This is a genomic window from Sphingomonas cynarae, from assembly GCF_039537815.1.
Lineage (GTDB): Bacteria > Pseudomonadota > Alphaproteobacteria > Sphingomonadales > Sphingomonadaceae > Sphingomonas > Sphingomonas cynarae.
The window spans coordinates 657,483-672,661 of record NZ_BAABBF010000002.1 but is presented as its reverse complement, the minus strand read 5'-3'; the positions used below and the strand labels follow the sequence as shown (position 1 = coordinate 672,661).

Here is a 15,179-nt window from a genome sequence, read left to right as displayed (position 1 = left end):
TTAGCCAATTCTAAAAGCTTGGCCGCTAGCATCCCGTATCGACACAAGAGGATCGGGAATGAGCGCGTTCGGGCGTCGGAGCAATATGGGTAGCGGACAGCCGGTCCGGCCGGCGTTCGGCGTGGCGCGGCCGATGCACGGCGGTGGTCCCGCCCCCCGCCCGGAACCGGAGGGCGGCCAGCAATTTCCGCCGCTCGACGCGCTGGCGCTGCCGGGCGAACTCGACCCCACGCTCCATTCCGCGCCGACGCTGGATGCGATGCAGCGCCTGTCCGATCGCCAGAACGCCAGCGGCGATGCCGGCAGCAGCAAGGTGGAGGGGTTCGAGGCCTCCGTCCACAAGATCAAGGAACAGGTGCTGCCGCGCCTGCTGGAACGCGTCGATCCCGAAGCGGCGGCGACGCTGGGCAAGGACGAACTGGCCGAGGAATTCCGCCCGATCATCGGCGAGGTGCTGGCCGAGCTGAAGCTGACGCTCAACCGCCGCGAACAGTTCGCGCTGGAAAAGGTGCTGGTCGACGAACTGCTGGGTCTCGGGCCGCTGGAGGAGCTGCTCGCCGATCCCGCCATCACCGACATCATGGTCAACGGCCCCGACCAGACGTACGTGGAGCGCAAGGGCAAGCTGGAGATCGCGCCGATCCAGTTCCGCGACGAGGAGCATCTGTTCCAGATCGCGCAGCGCATCGTCAACTCGGTCGGCCGCCGCGTCGACCAGACGACGCCGCTCGCCGACGCCCGGCTGAAGGACGGCAGCCGCGTCAACGTGATCGTGCCGCCGCTGAGCCTGCGTGGCACCGCCATCTCGATCCGCAAATTCTCCGCCAAGCCGATCACGCTCGACATGATGGCGGGGTTCGGCAGCATGAGCCCGAAGATGGCGACCGCGCTGAAGATCGCCGGGGCCAGCCGCTTCAACGTCGTGATTTCCGGCGGTACCGGTTCGGGCAAGACGACGATGCTGAACGCGCTGTCGAAGATGATCGACCCGGGCGAGCGCGTGCTGACGATCGAGGACGCCGCCGAGCTCCGGCTGCAACAGCCGCACTGGCTGCCGCTGGAAACCCGCCCCGCCAATCTGGAGGGTCAGGGCGAGATCAGCATCCGCGACCTCGTGAAGAACGCGCTGCGTATGCGGCCGGACCGGATCATCCTGGGCGAAATCCGCGGGGCGGAATGTTTCGACATGCTCGCCGCCATGAACACCGGCCATGACGGGTCGATGTGTACGCTCCACGCCAATTCCCCGCGTGAGGCGCTGGCCCGCATGGAGAACATGGTAATGATGTCCGACATCAAGGTGCCCAAGGAGGCGATCAGTCGCCAGATCGCCGATTCGGTCGAACTCATCATCCAGGTGAAGCGGCTGCGCGACGGCAGCCGCCGCGTGACCAACGTGACCGAGGTGATCGGGATGGAAGGCCCGGTGATCGTCACGCAGGAGCTGTTCCGGTTCGAGTATCTGGACGAGGGCGCGGACGGCAAGATCATCGGCGAATACCGCTCGATGGGCCTGCGCCCCTACACGCTGGACAAGGCCAAGCAGTTCGGATTCGATCAGGCATATCTGGAAGCCTGCCTGTAGAAGCCTGCAATATCAGGTCGTGCCGGGCTGACGGGGGGACCATGAGGGACTAAGGGCGGCCGGCATGAATGCCGCCGCCCCGTCTATCGTTGCCGACCATCGGCGACGGCTCGGCCTGCCGCGATCGGCGGCGATGTAGGCACTGTTGCTGCTGCTCGCGGCATTCGTCACGCGCGGCGCCTTGTTCGGCAATCCGCTGGTTCACAGCGACGAGGGTTTCTACCTGCTGGTCGGGGACCGGATGGTGCACGGCGCGTGGCCGTTCGTCGACATATTCGACCGCAAGCCGGTGGGCCTGTTCCTGATCTTCGCCGCGATCCGCTCGGTCGGTGGCGATGGCATCCTGCTCTATCAGGTGGCGGCGACGCTGTGCGCCACCGCCACCGCCTTCCTCGCGACCCGGATCGCCCGCCGGTTCTGTTCGCCCGGCGCCGCCTTTGCCGGCGGGCTCTGCTATCTGGTGTGGCTGGTGGTGTTCGATGGCGGTGGCGGGCAGGCATCGGTCTGGTACAGCCTGCCAATGGCGGGGGCGGGTCTGCTCGCGATCGACGGCATCCGCGAACGACGACGCCTGTCGCGACGGGGCGCAGCGGCGATGCTGCTGGTCGGCGTCGCGATGCAGATCAAGTACACCGCGATGTTCGAGGGCGTCTTCTTCGCGCTGGCGCTGTTGCGGGCCGGCTGGCTGGCCGGGCGGCCGCTGCACCGCATCGGGCGCGACGCGGCGCTGTGGGTCGGGCTGGCGCTGCTGCCCACCGCCGTCGCCCTGGCCGTCTATATGGTCGCGGGGCATAGCGAGGCGTTCATCTTCGCCAATTTCCGGTCGATCTTCGGACAGGGTGACCCCGATACCGCCGCCACCAATGCGGTGAAGCTGCTGGAAGCGGCGGCGCTGGCCTCCCCGCTCGTCTGGCTGGCGATCCGCGGCGGGTGGCGGGCGTGGCCGGCGCTGGAATGGGCCGCGATCGCGCTGATCGCGGTGCTGATGATGGGGACCGCCGAACAACATTATTTCATCCCGGTGATGTTGCCGCTGTCGATCGCCGCCGCCGCCGGCCTGAACGACCGTGGCTGCACCGTGACATTGCGCCGCTGTATCGTGATCCTGGCGATCGGCCTGGCGCTGGCCGCGCTCGTGACGACCCTGCGCATCCGCCAGCGCGGCACCCCGGCACAGGCGGCGGCGCTGGCGCGGATGGTCGGCGACCGGCCGGCGGGATGCGTGTTCGGCTTCAACAGCGAACCGATCCTCTATTACCTGACCCGGTCCTGCCTTCCGACCCGCTACATCTTTCGCAGTCATCTCGGCCAGACGTCGGAGGTCCATGGCATCGATGTCGATCCCGTCGCCGAGACCGCCCGCATCCTGGCGCGCGATCCCGGCGTGATCGTGATCCGTACCCCGAAACCCACCACCAATCCCGCCACGCAGGCATTGGTGTTGCGCGCGGTCGCCGACCGCTATCGTCCGGTCGGCACGGTCAGGATCGGGCGGTTGCGGCAATATGTATTCCGCCTGCGCCGCGAGGATCGCTAGACGGAGACGGTGATCGACGCGGACGCGGCGGGGGCGTTGCGTTGACGAAGCGCGATGGAAACATCCCCGGCGATCCCCGCCGCCAGCGCGGGCAGCCGCAACACCGCCTGCCCGGCCTGCGCCGACGACAACGTCCGCGCCGCCGCCCATGCACCACCGCCTATCGCATAGTCGTAGGCGTCGGGCGTCCCGACATAGCCGATCGCCAGATCGATCCGCCGCGTCGCGGGATCGATCGTCGCGCCATGGATCTCCAACGGCGGCGCCAGCGATCCGGCGGTCACGTTCGCCATCGCGGGGCCGATCGTGACGGCGAAGCGCACGCCATATCCGCGGGGCTGGATCGCATCGAGGAACGCGGCGTCGACCTTCGCCGATATCCGGATGCCGTTCTGGAAGAATGCGACGCTGCCGTCCGCCGCGACGCGTAGTTCGACGAAAGCGGTGTCCGGCGCGGCGACCAGGGGCGGACTGAACGTCCGGTACTCGTACCCCCCGATGCTGCTCTGGACGCCGCCAGCGACGCGGATCAGGCGATAATGATCGTCGTCCACGATCCGGAAGATCACGCCGTTTTCCGCGTCCGTCATGCGGAACCAGAAATCGGCAGTGTTCGTCGCCCGACGGAACCGGGCACCGACCATATAGGGTTCGGCGACCATCATGCGCAGGCCGATGGCCGTCTGCGTGCCCAGATCGACCGGGCCGATCGGATGCGGCGGCAACACTGCATCGGCCGCCACCGGCGCCGCGGCGACGATGATGGCGATCACCGTCGTCCGCGGACTGTTGCCGGCGCCGGCCAGCGTCTCCACGAGCGTGATCTCCGCCGGGCCGGCCACCGCCGGCGCGCCGACGATCCTGCCGTCCGCGATCGTCAGTCCCGGCGGCAACGTCGCCGCCAGCAGGGTATTCGGCGTCGTGCCGGTCACTGGCAGATCGACCGCGACATCGACCGTCCAGGCGCCGGCCGCCAACGATAGCGCCGCCAGCATCGGGGCGGACGGCGCATCGAACGGTATCCGCGTCCGGGCAAAGACCGGCGCGGCGCCATCCGTGCCGGCGCGGATCGTCACGCGCCAGCCCTGCCCGGCGATCGCCGCCCCGTCGAGCGAGACGACTTCCCCGGCAGAGGGCAGGATCGTCAGCGTTCCGCGGGCGATCACGTCGCGGCCGTGGCGGTATCGCTCCGCCAGTTCCACGATGAGCGGCCAGCCATATAGCGATTCGGACAGCCGCCCGTCGCGGGCGAAGCGCACGCGATCGCCCTCCCCGTCGGCCACGATCTCGCCATTGATCGCGGCGTGCGCAACCCGGTCATGATCGTGGAACGACAGGGCGAAGGCGCGTCCGGCCAGCGGCATCGCCGCGCCGTCGGCATCATGGAAACGCAGGTCGAGGATGAAGGGCTCGCCCGCCGCCAGCGTGAAGGCGGACAGGTCGTCGGTGATGGTCAGCATCGGATGCTCCGGAAAGAGGGTTTCATCGCCCGGTGGCGTGCCGTCGGGCGACGGCGGCAGGGATCACGACGGTCGCCCTCATCGCGGCACCACCGGGCCGGCCGCCGCATCGGGCTGGCTCTGGCGGAACAGCAGCCCCCCGATCGTGCCGAGCAGGGTGACGAGACCCGTCGTCACCTTGTCGGACGTGGCGATCAGCGCTTCGGGCAACACCTTGCCGAGCAGGCCGGTGACCGCGATCGGGGCGAGTGCCACGAGCAGCGTCGCGATCACCACGGCGAGGAACGCGCGGAAGCGCAGGCGCTGGTCGTTCATGCCGGCTCTCCGATCCGTTGCGCGAGCCAGCCATAGAGAAACGCCTCGTTGGCGGGGCGTCGCTCGGCGAGCGCGATGTAGCGTTCGCCCTGCAACCCATCGATCGCCTTCAGCAGCACCGCCTCGCCCACCGCGCGGCGGGTCGCCAGGAAAGCGTCGATCGCCGCGAGCGTCGCGGGGCCGATACGGCCGTCGAGCGTCAGGTCGGGATAATCGGTCGCACCACGGTTGAGCGCGTTCAGGGCGCGTTGCAGGAACCCGGCGGCAACCGGCGGCCCCATGTTGACGCCGGTATCGAACAGTTCCGCCGCCAGTCGCGGCGCCCGTGCCGCCACCGCTTCCAGCCCCGGCCGATACCAGTAGAGCCGGCGATAGATCGCCACCGCCTCGTCGCGCGGGAACTGGCGCATCGATCCGCGCCAGCCATGCGTCCGCGCCACCGCCTCCGTGATGCCCCAGCGGGTCGGCCCGCCCCGGTCGGCGGGATGGTCGACATAGCCCCCCTCCCGCTCCATCACCGCATCGATCAGGTCGTCGATCGTCTCGTGCATCTTGGCCCCCATTCATGTGAGGGGCATCAACTATCCTATTTGGTTCGTTGTAGGACAGCAGGAAAATCATTGCCGCATTCCCACCACCATTGTGATCTAGGCGCGGTGACGAACCACGGCGGGATTCCATGAAGGCCATCATCATCGCGGCGGGCCACGGCTCGCGCCTCCTGCCGCTGACGCTGGAAACGCCCAAATGCCTGGTGCCGGTCGGCGGGCGGGCGATCCTCGACCATCAGTTGCGCGCGATCGAAGCGGCCGGGATCGAGGCGGTGACGGTGGTGGGCGGCTATCGCATCGAACAGATCGGCGAGCATCTGGCGGCGCGGCCCGGCAACGGCGGCGGCAGGCTGACGACCGAACTCGTCTTCAACCCGTTCTGGGCGGCGGGCAGCAGTATCGGCAGCGTCTGGGCGGCACGCGCGGCCCTGACCGGGGCATTCGTGCTGATGAACGGCGACACCATCTTCGACCCCGCCGTGCTGGCCGCCGCCGTCACCGATGCACGGCGCGGGGTGAAGCTGGTGGTGGACAGACTGGATGCCGCCGAACCGGACGACATGCTCGTCGCGGTGACGGACGGGCGGGTCCGGGCGGTCGGCAAGGGGCTCGATCCCGACCGCGCCACCCACCGCTCGCTCGGCATCGTCGCCTCGACCGGGGGCGGTGCCTATGCCGATGCCCTGCGCGCGGTGATCGGGGGGGAGAACGGCATCCACGCCTTCCACCATGCGATCGTCGACCGGCTCGCCGGGGTCGACGCGGTGGCGGCGGTGGCGATCCCGGCCGGTGCGCCGTGGCAGGAGATCGACCGGCCCGACGATATCGAACGCTGGCGGCGGGAACGCGGGTCGTGAAGGGGCCGGTCGCCTTCCTGTTCCTCGGCGAGACGCTGCTGATCCCGCATCTCTATCCAATCGTCGAGGCACTGGCGGCGGACGGCGATGTCGCGATCGACCTGTGGGTCGCGACCTCGGTGCATGAGGAATTGCTGACGCGGTGGAGCGCGCGGCTGACCGGCGTGCGGGTGCGCCGCGCGCCGGGGTTCCGGCGGCTGGCATCCGGGGCCGATGGCCGCAACCCGCCGCTGCCCCCCAAGATCCCCACGCTGATCCGGCTGTTGCCGTATCTGTTGCGCGCCCGCGCGGTGGTGTGTGCCGAACAGACCAGCCTGTGGCTGCCGCGCGCGCTGCCCTTCCTGCCGCCGTTCGTGAAGACCTCGCACGGAGTCGGGTCGATGAGCGCGCGCGACGATCCCCGCCGCCGCGCCGCCCGTGTGATGCTGGTGCCGAGCGAGCGCGAGCGCGGCACCTATCTGGCGCGCGGCTTCGCACCCGGGCGGGTGATCGCCACCGGTTACGTCAAGGCGGCGTTCCGGCAGCGGAGCATGGCGACCCTGCCCTTTGCCACGCCGAAGCCGGTCGTGCTCTATGCCCCGCACTGGCAACGGCACCGCTCGTCATGGTGGCACTGGGGCGCGGAGACGGTGCGGCGGATCGCCGACGACGGCCGCTGGAACCTGATCTTCGCGCCGCACCAGCGACTGGTGGAGGGCGCGCCGGCAGTGCGGCAGGTGATGGCCGATCTGGCGGGCCGGCCGAACGTCCATACCGATATCGACGGGTTCGCGATGGTCGACGGCAGCTACACCGCCGCCGCCGATCTCTATCTGGGCGACACGTCGAGCCAGGTGATCGAGTTCCTGTCCCGCCCTCGCCCCTGCGTGTTCCTCAACGCCGGCGGCGTCGACTGGCGGACCGACCCGTCCTACGCGCAATGGAGTTGCGGCGAGGTCGTGGACGACCCGGCCGATCTGCTGGCGGCGCTGGCGCGGGCCCCCGCGATCCACCCCGGCTTCGCGGCCGAACAGGCACGGTTCGCCGCCGACTCGCTGGGCGACACCACCGGGGCGGCCCCCGCACGCGCGGCACGGGTCATCCGCGACCTGCTCGACAATCCGGCACGATCGGGTAACGCCGCGGCATGACTTCTCCCGCGCTCGCCACCATCGGCGACAATCCCACCCCGCTCTGGGGCATGACCAACGCCGAACGCACCCGCCGCATCGCACAGGCGCAGGGGTTCGACGAGCGGGGAGCGACGATCGTGCTCGCCCATCTCGACTATGCGTTCGACCCGGTCTGGACCGCGCATCTGAAGACCCGCCCCGGCACCGTCGTGACGCGCGACGGGCGGCCGGTGCTGGCGCATGTTGGCGATATCGAGGCCGAGGAGGCCGCCGCGCTGATGATCGCCGGCCGCCCCCTGCCCGGCCTGACCGTGATCGAGGCGGAGGACGAGGCCGGCATCCTGAACGAGGCGCTGCGCAAGCGCGAACGCCCGTTCATGGAACCGCTGACCCCCGCCACCGTCCCCGCGATCGAACGGCTGAGCTACAAGGGCGCGTACAAGGGCGTCACCGACGTCCTGACCAAGTATCTCTGGCCCGAATGGGCGTTCCGGCTGACGCAATTGTCGGCGCGGATCGGGATCAGCCCCAATGGCATCACCGCGATCGGCAGCGTGCTGTGCATCGTCGCCACCGTTGCCTTCTGGTATGGCTGGTTCTGGACCGGGCTGGCCACCGGCCTGGTCTTCATGGTGCTGGATACCGTCGACGGAAAGCTGGCGCGCTGCACCATCACCTCGTCGAAACTGGGCAATGCGTGGGATCACGGCGTCGATCTGGTCCATCCGCCCTTCTGGTGGTGGGCATGGGCGGCGGGCTGCGCGCCCTACGGCCGGGCGCTGTCGGATCAGACGTTCTGGATCGTCATCGGCACGATGCTGTTCGGCTATGTCGCGCAGCGGCTGATCGAGGGGGCGTTCATCGTCCGCTTCGGGATGCACATCCATGTCTGGCGCAAGTTCGACAGCGATTTCCGCCTCGTCACCGCGCGGCGCAATCCGAACATGGTGATCCTGCTGGCGGGGCTGCTGGTCGGGCGGCCCGACTGGGGCATCATCGGGATGGCGGCGTGGACCGCGATCTCGCTGGTCGTCCACCTGATCCGCCTGTTGCAGGCGATCGCGGTGAAGCGCCACGGTGCGGCGGTGGTCAGCTGGCTCGCCTGAGCCGCCACAGGCAATAGACCGCCAGCGCGTAAAGAAAGCGGCTGTAGTCCCGCTTTCCCGCGCGGTGATCGGCAAACACCCGGTCCACCGCCGCCGCCTGCCAGATACCCTCGTCCCGCGCGCCGCTGTCGCGCCACAGCTCCTCGGCATAATGGCCGAAATCGCCCGCGAACCATGCCGACAGCGGCATCTGAAAGCCCTGCTTGCGCCGGTGGAGGATGCCGGGGGGCAGCCACGGCGCGATCGCCTCCCGCACCACGCGTTTCCCCACCCGGCCGTCCAGCTTCATGTGGACGGGCATCGACAGCGCGAGGTCGATCATCGGCTGGCCCAGCATCGGCACCCGCACCTCCAGCGAATGTGCCATGCTCGCCCGGTCGACCTTGGTCAGCATCGCGCCGGGCAGGTTGAGCGCCAGATCGCACAGCCCGAACTGCTCCAGCGTGTCGGCCGAAATGGCGGCAGGATCGGAGAAATATTCCGCGCACAGCCGCGCGATCTCGCCATCGCCGCCGCCCGCCCGCGCGAGGAAACCGGGGTCGAACACGCGTGCGCGAAAGCCGGCCGCGCTGATCTGCGTCTTGGCGAAGAACCGCGCGACGCCGTCCGGCAACCCCGCGCTCGCCGCTGTCTTGGTCCAGCGCTGGATCACCGCGTTCAGATGGCGCGACGGCAGCGGCGGGATCGCGCCGATCGCCCGTGCGGCATGGCGCAGCGGGGCAGGCAGGCGGCCGATCCGGCGTTCGGTGGCGTGGCGCTTGTAGCCGAAGAACAGCTCGTCGCCGCCATCGCCCGACAGCGCGACCTTCACCTCCCCGGCCGCGACGCGGCTGACATACCAGGTCGGCACCATCGACGGGTCGGCGAACGGCTCGTCATAGGCGGCGGCGACCACCGGCAGCAGATCGCGCGCCGCCGCCAGTTCCAGCGTGCGGGTGGTGTGCCGCGTGCCCAGCGCCGCCGCGATCGCCGCCGCCGGGCCGCTTTCGTCGATGCGCGGATCGGGAAAGCCGATCGTGAAGGTGCGCACCGGGCGATCCGACACCCGCATCATCGCCGCGACCACCGCCGACGAATCGACCCCGCCCGACAGGAAGGCACCCACCTCGACATCGGCGACCATCTGTTCCGCGACGGTGTCCAGCCAGCGGGTGCGGAACCGGTCGACCCACTCGCCGTCCGACACCGGGGCGGCGGGTGCATAGCGCGGCGTCCAATAGGCGCGGATCGCCGGCGCCTCCCCCGCCCCCACCGTCAGCACATGGCCCGGCGGCAGGGTAAGGACTTGGCGGTGGATCGACCGGGGGCTGCGGACATGCCCGAACCGGAAATAATCGAGCAGCGCCCGCTCATCGGTATCGAAGGAGAAACCGGGCAACAGCGTCAGCGTCTTCAGTTCCGATCCGAACGCGAACCCCGCCGGCTGGTCGGTATAATAGAGCGGCTTGATCCCGACGGGGTCGCGCGCCAGCGTCAGGCGGCGCACGGTCCGGTCCCACACCGCCACCGCGAACATCCCGTCCAGCCGCGTCCACACGCCGTCGCCCCAGCGTTCGTAACCGGCCAGGATCACCTCGGTATCGCCGCTACTGTGGAACACCCGGCCCGCCGCCGCCAGTTCGGCCCGCAGCGCCGGGAAATTGTAGATCTCGCCGTTGAACACCAGCGCCAGCCGGCCATCGGGCGAAAAGAACGGCTGATGCCCCCCCGCCAGATCGACGATGCTCAGCCGTCGCATCCCGAACGCGAAGTCGCCGTCCGCGAACACGCCCTCGTCGTCCGGCCCGCGATGGACGATCGCCGCGCATTGCGCCCGCACCGTTTCCGGCGTCGCCGTCGCGCCGCGCGCGAAAAGGCCCGCTATGCCGCAGATGGCCGTCTGCTCCCGCCGATATCCATGTTTCGCGCCTTAGGGGGGCGGCGGGCGAAAGACCACGGGTCTTGCCGCGTTCCGTGCGTCACCCTAAGCCGTCCCGCAACGCATGACGAGCCCGGTTCCCCCCTCCATTCCATCCACGACGACCGACCATCCGGACGGCGACGGTCCCGCTGGACTGATGCGGGCGGCCGCGCGCAATCTCGGCTGGTTGCTGGCCAGCCGCGGCGTGCTGGCGATCCTGTCGCTTTTCTATCTCGGCATCGCCACCCGGTCGCTGGGGGTCGTCGGCTTCGGTCGGTTCGCGCTCATCACCGGCGCGGCGCAGACGCTGGCGACGCTGGTCGCCTTCCAGAGCTGGCAGGTGATCGTCCAGTACGGCGTCGGGCCGCTGGCGGCCCGCGACGATGCCGCGCTCGCCCGCCTGTTCCGGGGCAGCGCCATCCTTGACGCCGCCAGTGCGCTGATCGGTGCGGCGCTGGCCTGGCTGATCCTGGAATTATGGGGGGAGGCGCTGGGCATCGGCGCGACGCTGAAGCGGGCGACGTTGATCTTCGCCGTCATCCAGCTTCTCACGATTCGCTCCACCCCGCTTGGCATCCTGCGGCTGCGCGACAAATTCTCCCTCGCCGCCATCGCCGACAGCGTCACGCCAGTGGCCCGGTTCGTCGGGGCGATCCTCGTCTGGCTGATCCATCCGACCGTGCAGGGCTTCCTGGTCGCCTGGGGCGCGGCGGAGGTGCTGACGGCGGCGACCTATTGGCTGATGGTGTCGCGCAGCGGCGATTTTGCGATGATCCGGCACGGTCGCGGATCGCGTCATCTGCCACGGGAACATCCCGGCATCGTCCGCTTCGCGCTCAGCACCAATGCCAGTTCCACGCTTGGCCTGTCGAGCAAACAGATACCATTGCTGCTGGTCGGTGCCGCCGCCGGTCCTGCCGCCGCCGGCGTCTTCCGGCTCGCGTCGCAGATCGCGCAGGCGCTGGCCAAGCTGTCGCAACTCATCTCCCGCGCCGCCTTTCCGGAAGTGGTGAAGACGTTGCGCGATGCCCCGCCCGCGATCCTGGCCCGGCTGATGTCGCGGCTGTTCATGGGCAGCGGGCTGGCCGCCGGGGCGATCATGATACTGGTGCTGCTGCTGGGTAAACCGGTGCTGAATCTGGTCGGTGGCCGCGACTTCCGCCATGCCTGGCCGATCCTGTTGTGGCTGGCGGTGGCGGGATGCCTCGATCTGGCGACGACGGGGGTCGATACGGTGATGACCGCGCTGCAACGCGCCGGCAGCGTCTTTGCGATCCGTGCCGCGGGGGTCGGAGTGCTGTTCGCGGCGGCGGCGGCGCTGACGCCTTGGTATGGGGCGACCGGGGTGGCGATGGCGGTGACGGTGGGATCGGCGGCGGTGGCGGTACTGATGGCGATCGCCGCGCTTCGCCTGTCGCGCCATCCACGATAGGGTCGCCATCCTGCCACAGTAAAGCCGTGGTTCACGCGCACATCGCTACCGCCGTGGCGGAAGGTGAATGTGCCGAATGACCAGACCGAATCCTCTTGCGTTCCTGCTTGTCGCGTCGATCGCCGCTGCGAGCCCGGCCGCCACGCAGAGTTGCGCCGGCACCGCGACGGCCGGTGCCGTGAAGCTTACCGTTCGCGCCACCGGACTGCACAGTGCGGATGGCGAGGTCGCCTTTACCGTCTATCCCGATGACAAGCGACGGTTTTTGGCCAAGGGCGGCAAGCTGCTGCGCGCGCGCGTGCCCGCCCGCGCGCCGGTCACCATGGCCTGCTTCTGGCTACCCCCCGGCCATTATGCGGTGGCGCAATATCATGACGAGAACGGCGATCACGATTTCAACCGCACGCTGTTCGCGCCGAAGGAGGGGTTCGGCTTTTCCAACGACGCCCCGACCAGCATCGGCCTGCCGTCCTTCGCGGCGACGCGATTCGCCGTTCCTGCGGGCGGCGCGACGATGAACATGACGATGCGGTATCGCCGCTGATGGCCGGTGGAGCGCATGGACGCCACGGGCGTTGGTCACAAATATGTAGCGGTTCGGATCCGTTGAGGATAGAAATGTGAACGTGTCTTCACAGTACTCCGCCTCCACCCTGCTGTTTGCCGGCGTCGATTCCCTGCCGGTCGCCCTGACCAAGGCGGCGCCGACGGCCTCTGCGGTCGGCCCGTTGAAGGTCGGCATCGTCTGCAACCCCAAGAGCCACCTCAACCGTGGCGCGCAATATGCCGCCGGCGTTCCCGGTGCCGACAGCGTGCTGGTCGCCGCACCGCGCACCCGCACCGCACTGGCGGAGACGCTGGCGACGTTCGCGGCGCGGCGGATCGATCTGCTGGTGATCGACGGTGGCGACGGGACGGTGCGCGATGTGCTGACCTGCGCCGAACATCTGTGGAAGGGCGTCTGGCCCGATATCGTCGTCATCCCGTCCGGCAAGACGAACGCATTGGCGATCGATCTCGGCATTCCCACCGGCTGGACGCTGTCTGACGCATTGGCGGCGACGGCCCGGGGTCGGCGGGTCGAACGCCGCCCGGTGGAGGTTGCGCGCAGCGACGGATCGCGGCCCCTGCGGGGTTTCCTGTTCGGGGCCGGCGCGTTCGTGAAGGCGACGGAACTGGCCCAGCACACCCACCGCGCCGGGGCGTTCAACGGTGTGGCGGTCGGACTGGCGCTATGCTGGGCGGTGTTGCAGACGATGTTCGGCGGCGCGGGCAGCGCCTGGCGCAAAGGTAGCTCGATGGGCCTGCGCCTGCCCGGCGGCGGCGATCCGGACCAGCGCCCGCGTTACCTGTTGCTCGCTTCCGCCCTGCGCAGCCTGCCCCTGGGACTGAAGCCGTTCGGGCGTCCGCGCGACGGCATGAAGCTGCTGGCGATCGATGCGCCACCACGGCTGCTGCCGATCACCGCGCCGGCCCTGCTGGCCGGTTCGGAGTCGCCCTGGATGGCGCGGATGGGTTTCCACCACCTCGACGCCGCCTCCTTCGAGGTGACGCTGGATGACGGCTTCATCCTCGATGGCGAGCATTTCGACGGTGGCACGCTGTCGGTGCGCCAGGGGCCGGTTCTCTCCTTCGTCGTTCCGTGATCGACGCGCTCGACGCGTATGTCGCGACCGCGCTCGACGTGCCGGTCGCCGGCCATGTCCGCGCGATCGCCGAACGACTGGCCACCGCCGGGGTCGCGGCGATCCTGTTCTATGGGTCCAACCTGCGGACCGGATCGACCGAAGGTGTCCTCGACTTCTATGTGTTGACCGCCGGGCCGCCCGAACGGGGGCTGTGGCCGCGTGTCGGTTATCGGGAGATCACGATCGACGGGCAGACGCTACGCGCCAAGATCGCGACGATGCGGCTGACCACCTTTGCGCAGGCGGCCGGCGGCACGCTGGCCGATACGACGATCTGGACCCGCTTCGTGCAGCCAGCCGCGCTCGTCTGGGTCGCGGATGGCGCGACGCGCGCCACCGTCGTCACCGCCGTCGCCGCCGCCTCGATCACCGCGGCGCGGTTCGCGGCGGCGCTGGGGCCGGAACGCGGCACCGCGGCGGATTACTGGCGGGCGCTGTTCCGCCAGACCTATGCCGCCGAACTCCGTGTCGAAAAGCCGGGGCGCGAGGAACAGATTCTCGTCCATGGCGCCGGTCGGTACGAGGCGCTGCTACCCCTCGCCTGGCAGGCGGCGGGCATCGCCTTCGACCGGCAGGGTGACGATTACGTCCCGGTCCTGTCCGATCGTCCGGTGATCGGGGCGGCATGGCGCCGCCGCCGCCAGATGGGCAAGCCGCTCAACCTCGTCCGCCTGATCCGGGCGGCCTGGACGTTCGACGGCGCGGGCGAATATGGCGCATGGAAGGTGGAACGGCACACCGGCATCGCCGTGCCCATGACGCCGTGGCGGCGACGCCATCCGATCCTCGCCGCGCCCGGCGTGTTCTGGCGGATATGGCGGACGCGACGATGACGGCGCCTTTCGCCGCGCTGATCCTCGCCGGGTCGCGCGCCGGGGTCGTCGATCCCGTCGCCGCCTATGCTGGCGTGCCGCACAAGGCGATGATCCTGTTGCAGGGCACGACGTTGCTGGCGCGGGTCGCCACCGCGTTGCGAGGCGCCGGGGCCGGACGGATCGCGGTATCCGCCGATCACCCCGCCGTACTGATCGAGGCGATGCGGCTGGGGCTGGAAGTCATCCCCCCCGCCGCCGGCCCCAGCGACAGCGTCGCGCGTGGGTTCGACGTGCTCGGCGCCCCGCTGCTCGTCACCACCGCCGACCATGCGTTGCTGAAGCCGGAATGGGTTGCCCGCTTCATCGCCGATACCCCTGCAGCCGATGTCGCCGCCCTGCTCGCCCGCCGGCCGGAAGTGGAGGCTGCGGCGCCCGGCACGCGAAGGACATGGCTGCGCTTCGCCGATGGATCATGGTCGGGCTGCAACCTGTTCTGGCTGGCCACGCCACAGGCCGCCGCCGCGATCGGACTGTGGCGCGACGTGGAGGCGGATCGCAAGCGACCGTGGCGGATCGTCCGTCGGCTCGGCCCCGGTCTGCTGCTGCGTTACCTGACCGGGCGGCTGACGCTGGCGACGGCCATCCGCCATCTCGGCCGCCGGGCTGGTGTCGAGGCGGCCGTCGTCGCCACCCCGTTCGGCCTTGCCGCGGTCGATGTCGACAAGCCGGTCGATCTCGATCTTGTTCGCCATCTCGTCGATCGACCGGGTCCCTCCTCTCCCCATTCGTGCTAAGCGCGCGGCCATCGGCGATATCATGGG

At 69.5% G+C, this 15,179-nt stretch carries 14 protein-coding genes; 10 read left to right on the top strand and 4 right to left on the bottom strand.

What is annotated here, in order from left to right; genetic code table 11:
* The first annotated feature begins 58 nt into the window (after positions 1-58).
* Together ABD719_RS06410 and ABD719_RS06405 are read left to right on the top strand one after the other, a co-directional pair.
* On the top strand, positions 59-1,585 hold the full coding sequence (locus ABD719_RS06410; protein ID WP_192126136.1) for a TadA family conjugal transfer-associated ATPase: 1,527 nt from the start codon (positions 59-61) through the stop codon (positions 1,583-1,585).
* Between the two features lie 145 nt (positions 1,586-1,730).
* Positions 1,731-3,122 (top strand): hypothetical protein, encoded by a 1,392-nt coding sequence (locus ABD719_RS06405; protein WP_344692525.1) that lies wholly within the window; start codon positions 1,731-1,733, stop codon positions 3,120-3,122.
* Here ABD719_RS06405 and ABD719_RS06400 read toward each other — a convergent pair.
* The 3 genes from ABD719_RS06400 to ABD719_RS06390 all read right to left on the bottom strand — a co-directional run bounded on the left by ABD719_RS06400 (position 3,119) and on the right by ABD719_RS06390 (position 5,448).
* A complete protein-coding gene (locus ABD719_RS06400) occupies positions 3,119-4,582 on the bottom strand; it encodes a hypothetical protein (RefSeq protein WP_344692524.1) in 1,464 nt (487 codons plus the stop codon). The two genes, ABD719_RS06405 and ABD719_RS06400, sit on opposite strands and share 4 nt — an antisense overlap.
* A gap of 78 nt (positions 4,583-4,660) precedes the next feature.
* The gene (locus ABD719_RS06395; protein ID WP_192126141.1) at positions 4,661-4,897 is read right to left on the bottom strand and encodes a hypothetical protein; all 237 of its coding nucleotides are present in this window, start codon (positions 4,895-4,897) and stop codon (positions 4,661-4,663) included.
* On the bottom strand, positions 4,894-5,448 hold the full coding sequence (locus ABD719_RS06390; protein ID WP_344692523.1) for a glycoside hydrolase family 108 protein: 555 nt from the start codon (positions 5,446-5,448) through the stop codon (positions 4,894-4,896). Before ABD719_RS06390 ends, ABD719_RS06395 begins: the two co-directional genes overlap by 4 nt.
* Before the next feature lie 128 nt (positions 5,449-5,576).
* On the opposite strand from ABD719_RS06390, the gene ABD719_RS06385 reads away from it, so the two are divergent.
* Genes ABD719_RS06385 through ABD719_RS06375 form a run of 3 tightly spaced genes read left to right on the top strand, consistent with a single transcriptional unit; the run spans position 5,577 to position 8,523 of the window.
* On the top strand, positions 5,577-6,305 hold the full coding sequence (locus ABD719_RS06385; RefSeq protein ID WP_344692522.1) for a phosphocholine cytidylyltransferase family protein: 729 nt from the start codon (positions 5,577-5,579) through the stop codon (positions 6,303-6,305).
* Positions 6,302-7,435 carry a hypothetical protein gene (locus ABD719_RS06380; protein ID WP_344692521.1) on the top strand — a complete coding sequence of 378 codons (1,134 nt, stop codon included), beginning with the start codon at positions 6,302-6,304 and terminating at the stop codon, positions 7,433-7,435. Before ABD719_RS06385 ends, ABD719_RS06380 begins: the two co-directional genes overlap by 4 nt.
* Positions 7,432-8,523: a CDP-alcohol phosphatidyltransferase family protein gene (locus ABD719_RS06375; protein WP_344692520.1), complete on the top strand. Its 1,092-nt coding sequence runs from the start codon at positions 7,432-7,434 to the stop codon at positions 8,521-8,523. Before ABD719_RS06380 ends, ABD719_RS06375 begins: the two co-directional genes overlap by 4 nt.
* Here ABD719_RS06375 and asnB read toward each other — a convergent pair.
* On the bottom strand, positions 8,507-10,387 hold the full coding sequence (gene asnB, locus ABD719_RS06370; protein WP_344692598.1) for an asparagine synthase (glutamine-hydrolyzing): 1,881 nt from the start codon (positions 10,385-10,387) through the stop codon (positions 8,507-8,509). The genes ABD719_RS06375 and asnB overlap by 17 nt on opposite strands.
* 118 nt (positions 10,388-10,505) lie before the next feature.
* Between asnB and ABD719_RS06365 the strand changes: the two genes are divergently transcribed.
* The 5 genes from ABD719_RS06365 (at position 10,506) to ABD719_RS06345 (ending at position 15,152) form a co-directional block, all read left to right on the top strand.
* Positions 10,506-11,855, top strand: coding sequence for a lipopolysaccharide biosynthesis protein (locus ABD719_RS06365; RefSeq protein WP_344692519.1), 1,350 nt, complete (start codon positions 10,506-10,508; stop codon positions 11,853-11,855).
* Positions 11,856-11,931: 76 nt separating this feature from the next.
* On the top strand, positions 11,932-12,399 hold the full coding sequence (locus ABD719_RS06360; protein ID WP_344692518.1) for a DUF2141 domain-containing protein: 468 nt from the start codon (positions 11,932-11,934) through the stop codon (positions 12,397-12,399).
* A 76-nt stretch (positions 12,400-12,475) separates the two neighbouring features.
* Entirely contained in the window at positions 12,476-13,501 is a 1,026-nt protein-coding gene (locus tag ABD719_RS06355) for a diacylglycerol/lipid kinase family protein (protein ID WP_344692517.1), read from the top strand.
* Complete coding sequence (locus ABD719_RS06350; protein WP_344692516.1) at positions 13,498-14,376, top strand: hypothetical protein; 879 nt, start codon at positions 13,498-13,500, stop codon at positions 14,374-14,376. The genes ABD719_RS06355 and ABD719_RS06350 overlap by 4 nt, the downstream gene beginning before the upstream one ends.
* Positions 14,373-15,152, top strand: coding sequence for a nucleotidyltransferase family protein (locus ABD719_RS06345; protein ID WP_344692515.1), 780 nt, complete (start codon positions 14,373-14,375; stop codon positions 15,150-15,152). Before ABD719_RS06350 ends, ABD719_RS06345 begins: the two co-directional genes overlap by 4 nt.
* Positions 15,153-15,179 lie beyond the last annotated feature (27 nt).

Coding starts and splice junctions, on each gene's coding strand:
- ABD719_RS06410 (WP_192126136.1), top strand. CDS start 59: ATGAGCGCGTTCGGGCGTCGGAGCAATATGGGTAGCGGACAGCCGGTC.
- ABD719_RS06400 (WP_344692524.1), bottom strand. CDS start 4,582: ATGCTGACCATCACCGACGACCTGTCCGCCTTCACGCTGGCGGCGGGC.
- ABD719_RS06395 (WP_192126141.1), bottom strand. CDS start 4,897: ATGAACGACCAGCGCCTGCGCTTCCGCGCGTTCCTCGCCGTGGTGATC.
- ABD719_RS06390 (WP_344692523.1), bottom strand. CDS start 5,448: ATGCACGAGACGATCGACGACCTGATCGATGCGGTGATGGAGCGGGAG.
- ABD719_RS06385 (WP_344692522.1), top strand. CDS start 5,577: ATGAAGGCCATCATCATCGCGGCGGGCCACGGCTCGCGCCTCCTGCCG.
- ABD719_RS06375 (WP_344692520.1), top strand. CDS start 7,432: ATGACTTCTCCCGCGCTCGCCACCATCGGCGACAATCCCACCCCGCTC.
- ABD719_RS06365 (WP_344692519.1), top strand. CDS start 10,506: ATGACGAGCCCGGTTCCCCCCTCCATTCCATCCACGACGACCGACCAT.
- ABD719_RS06360 (WP_344692518.1), top strand. CDS start 11,932: ATGACCAGACCGAATCCTCTTGCGTTCCTGCTTGTCGCGTCGATCGCC.
- ABD719_RS06345 (WP_344692515.1), top strand. CDS start 14,373: ATGACGGCGCCTTTCGCCGCGCTGATCCTCGCCGGGTCGCGCGCCGGG.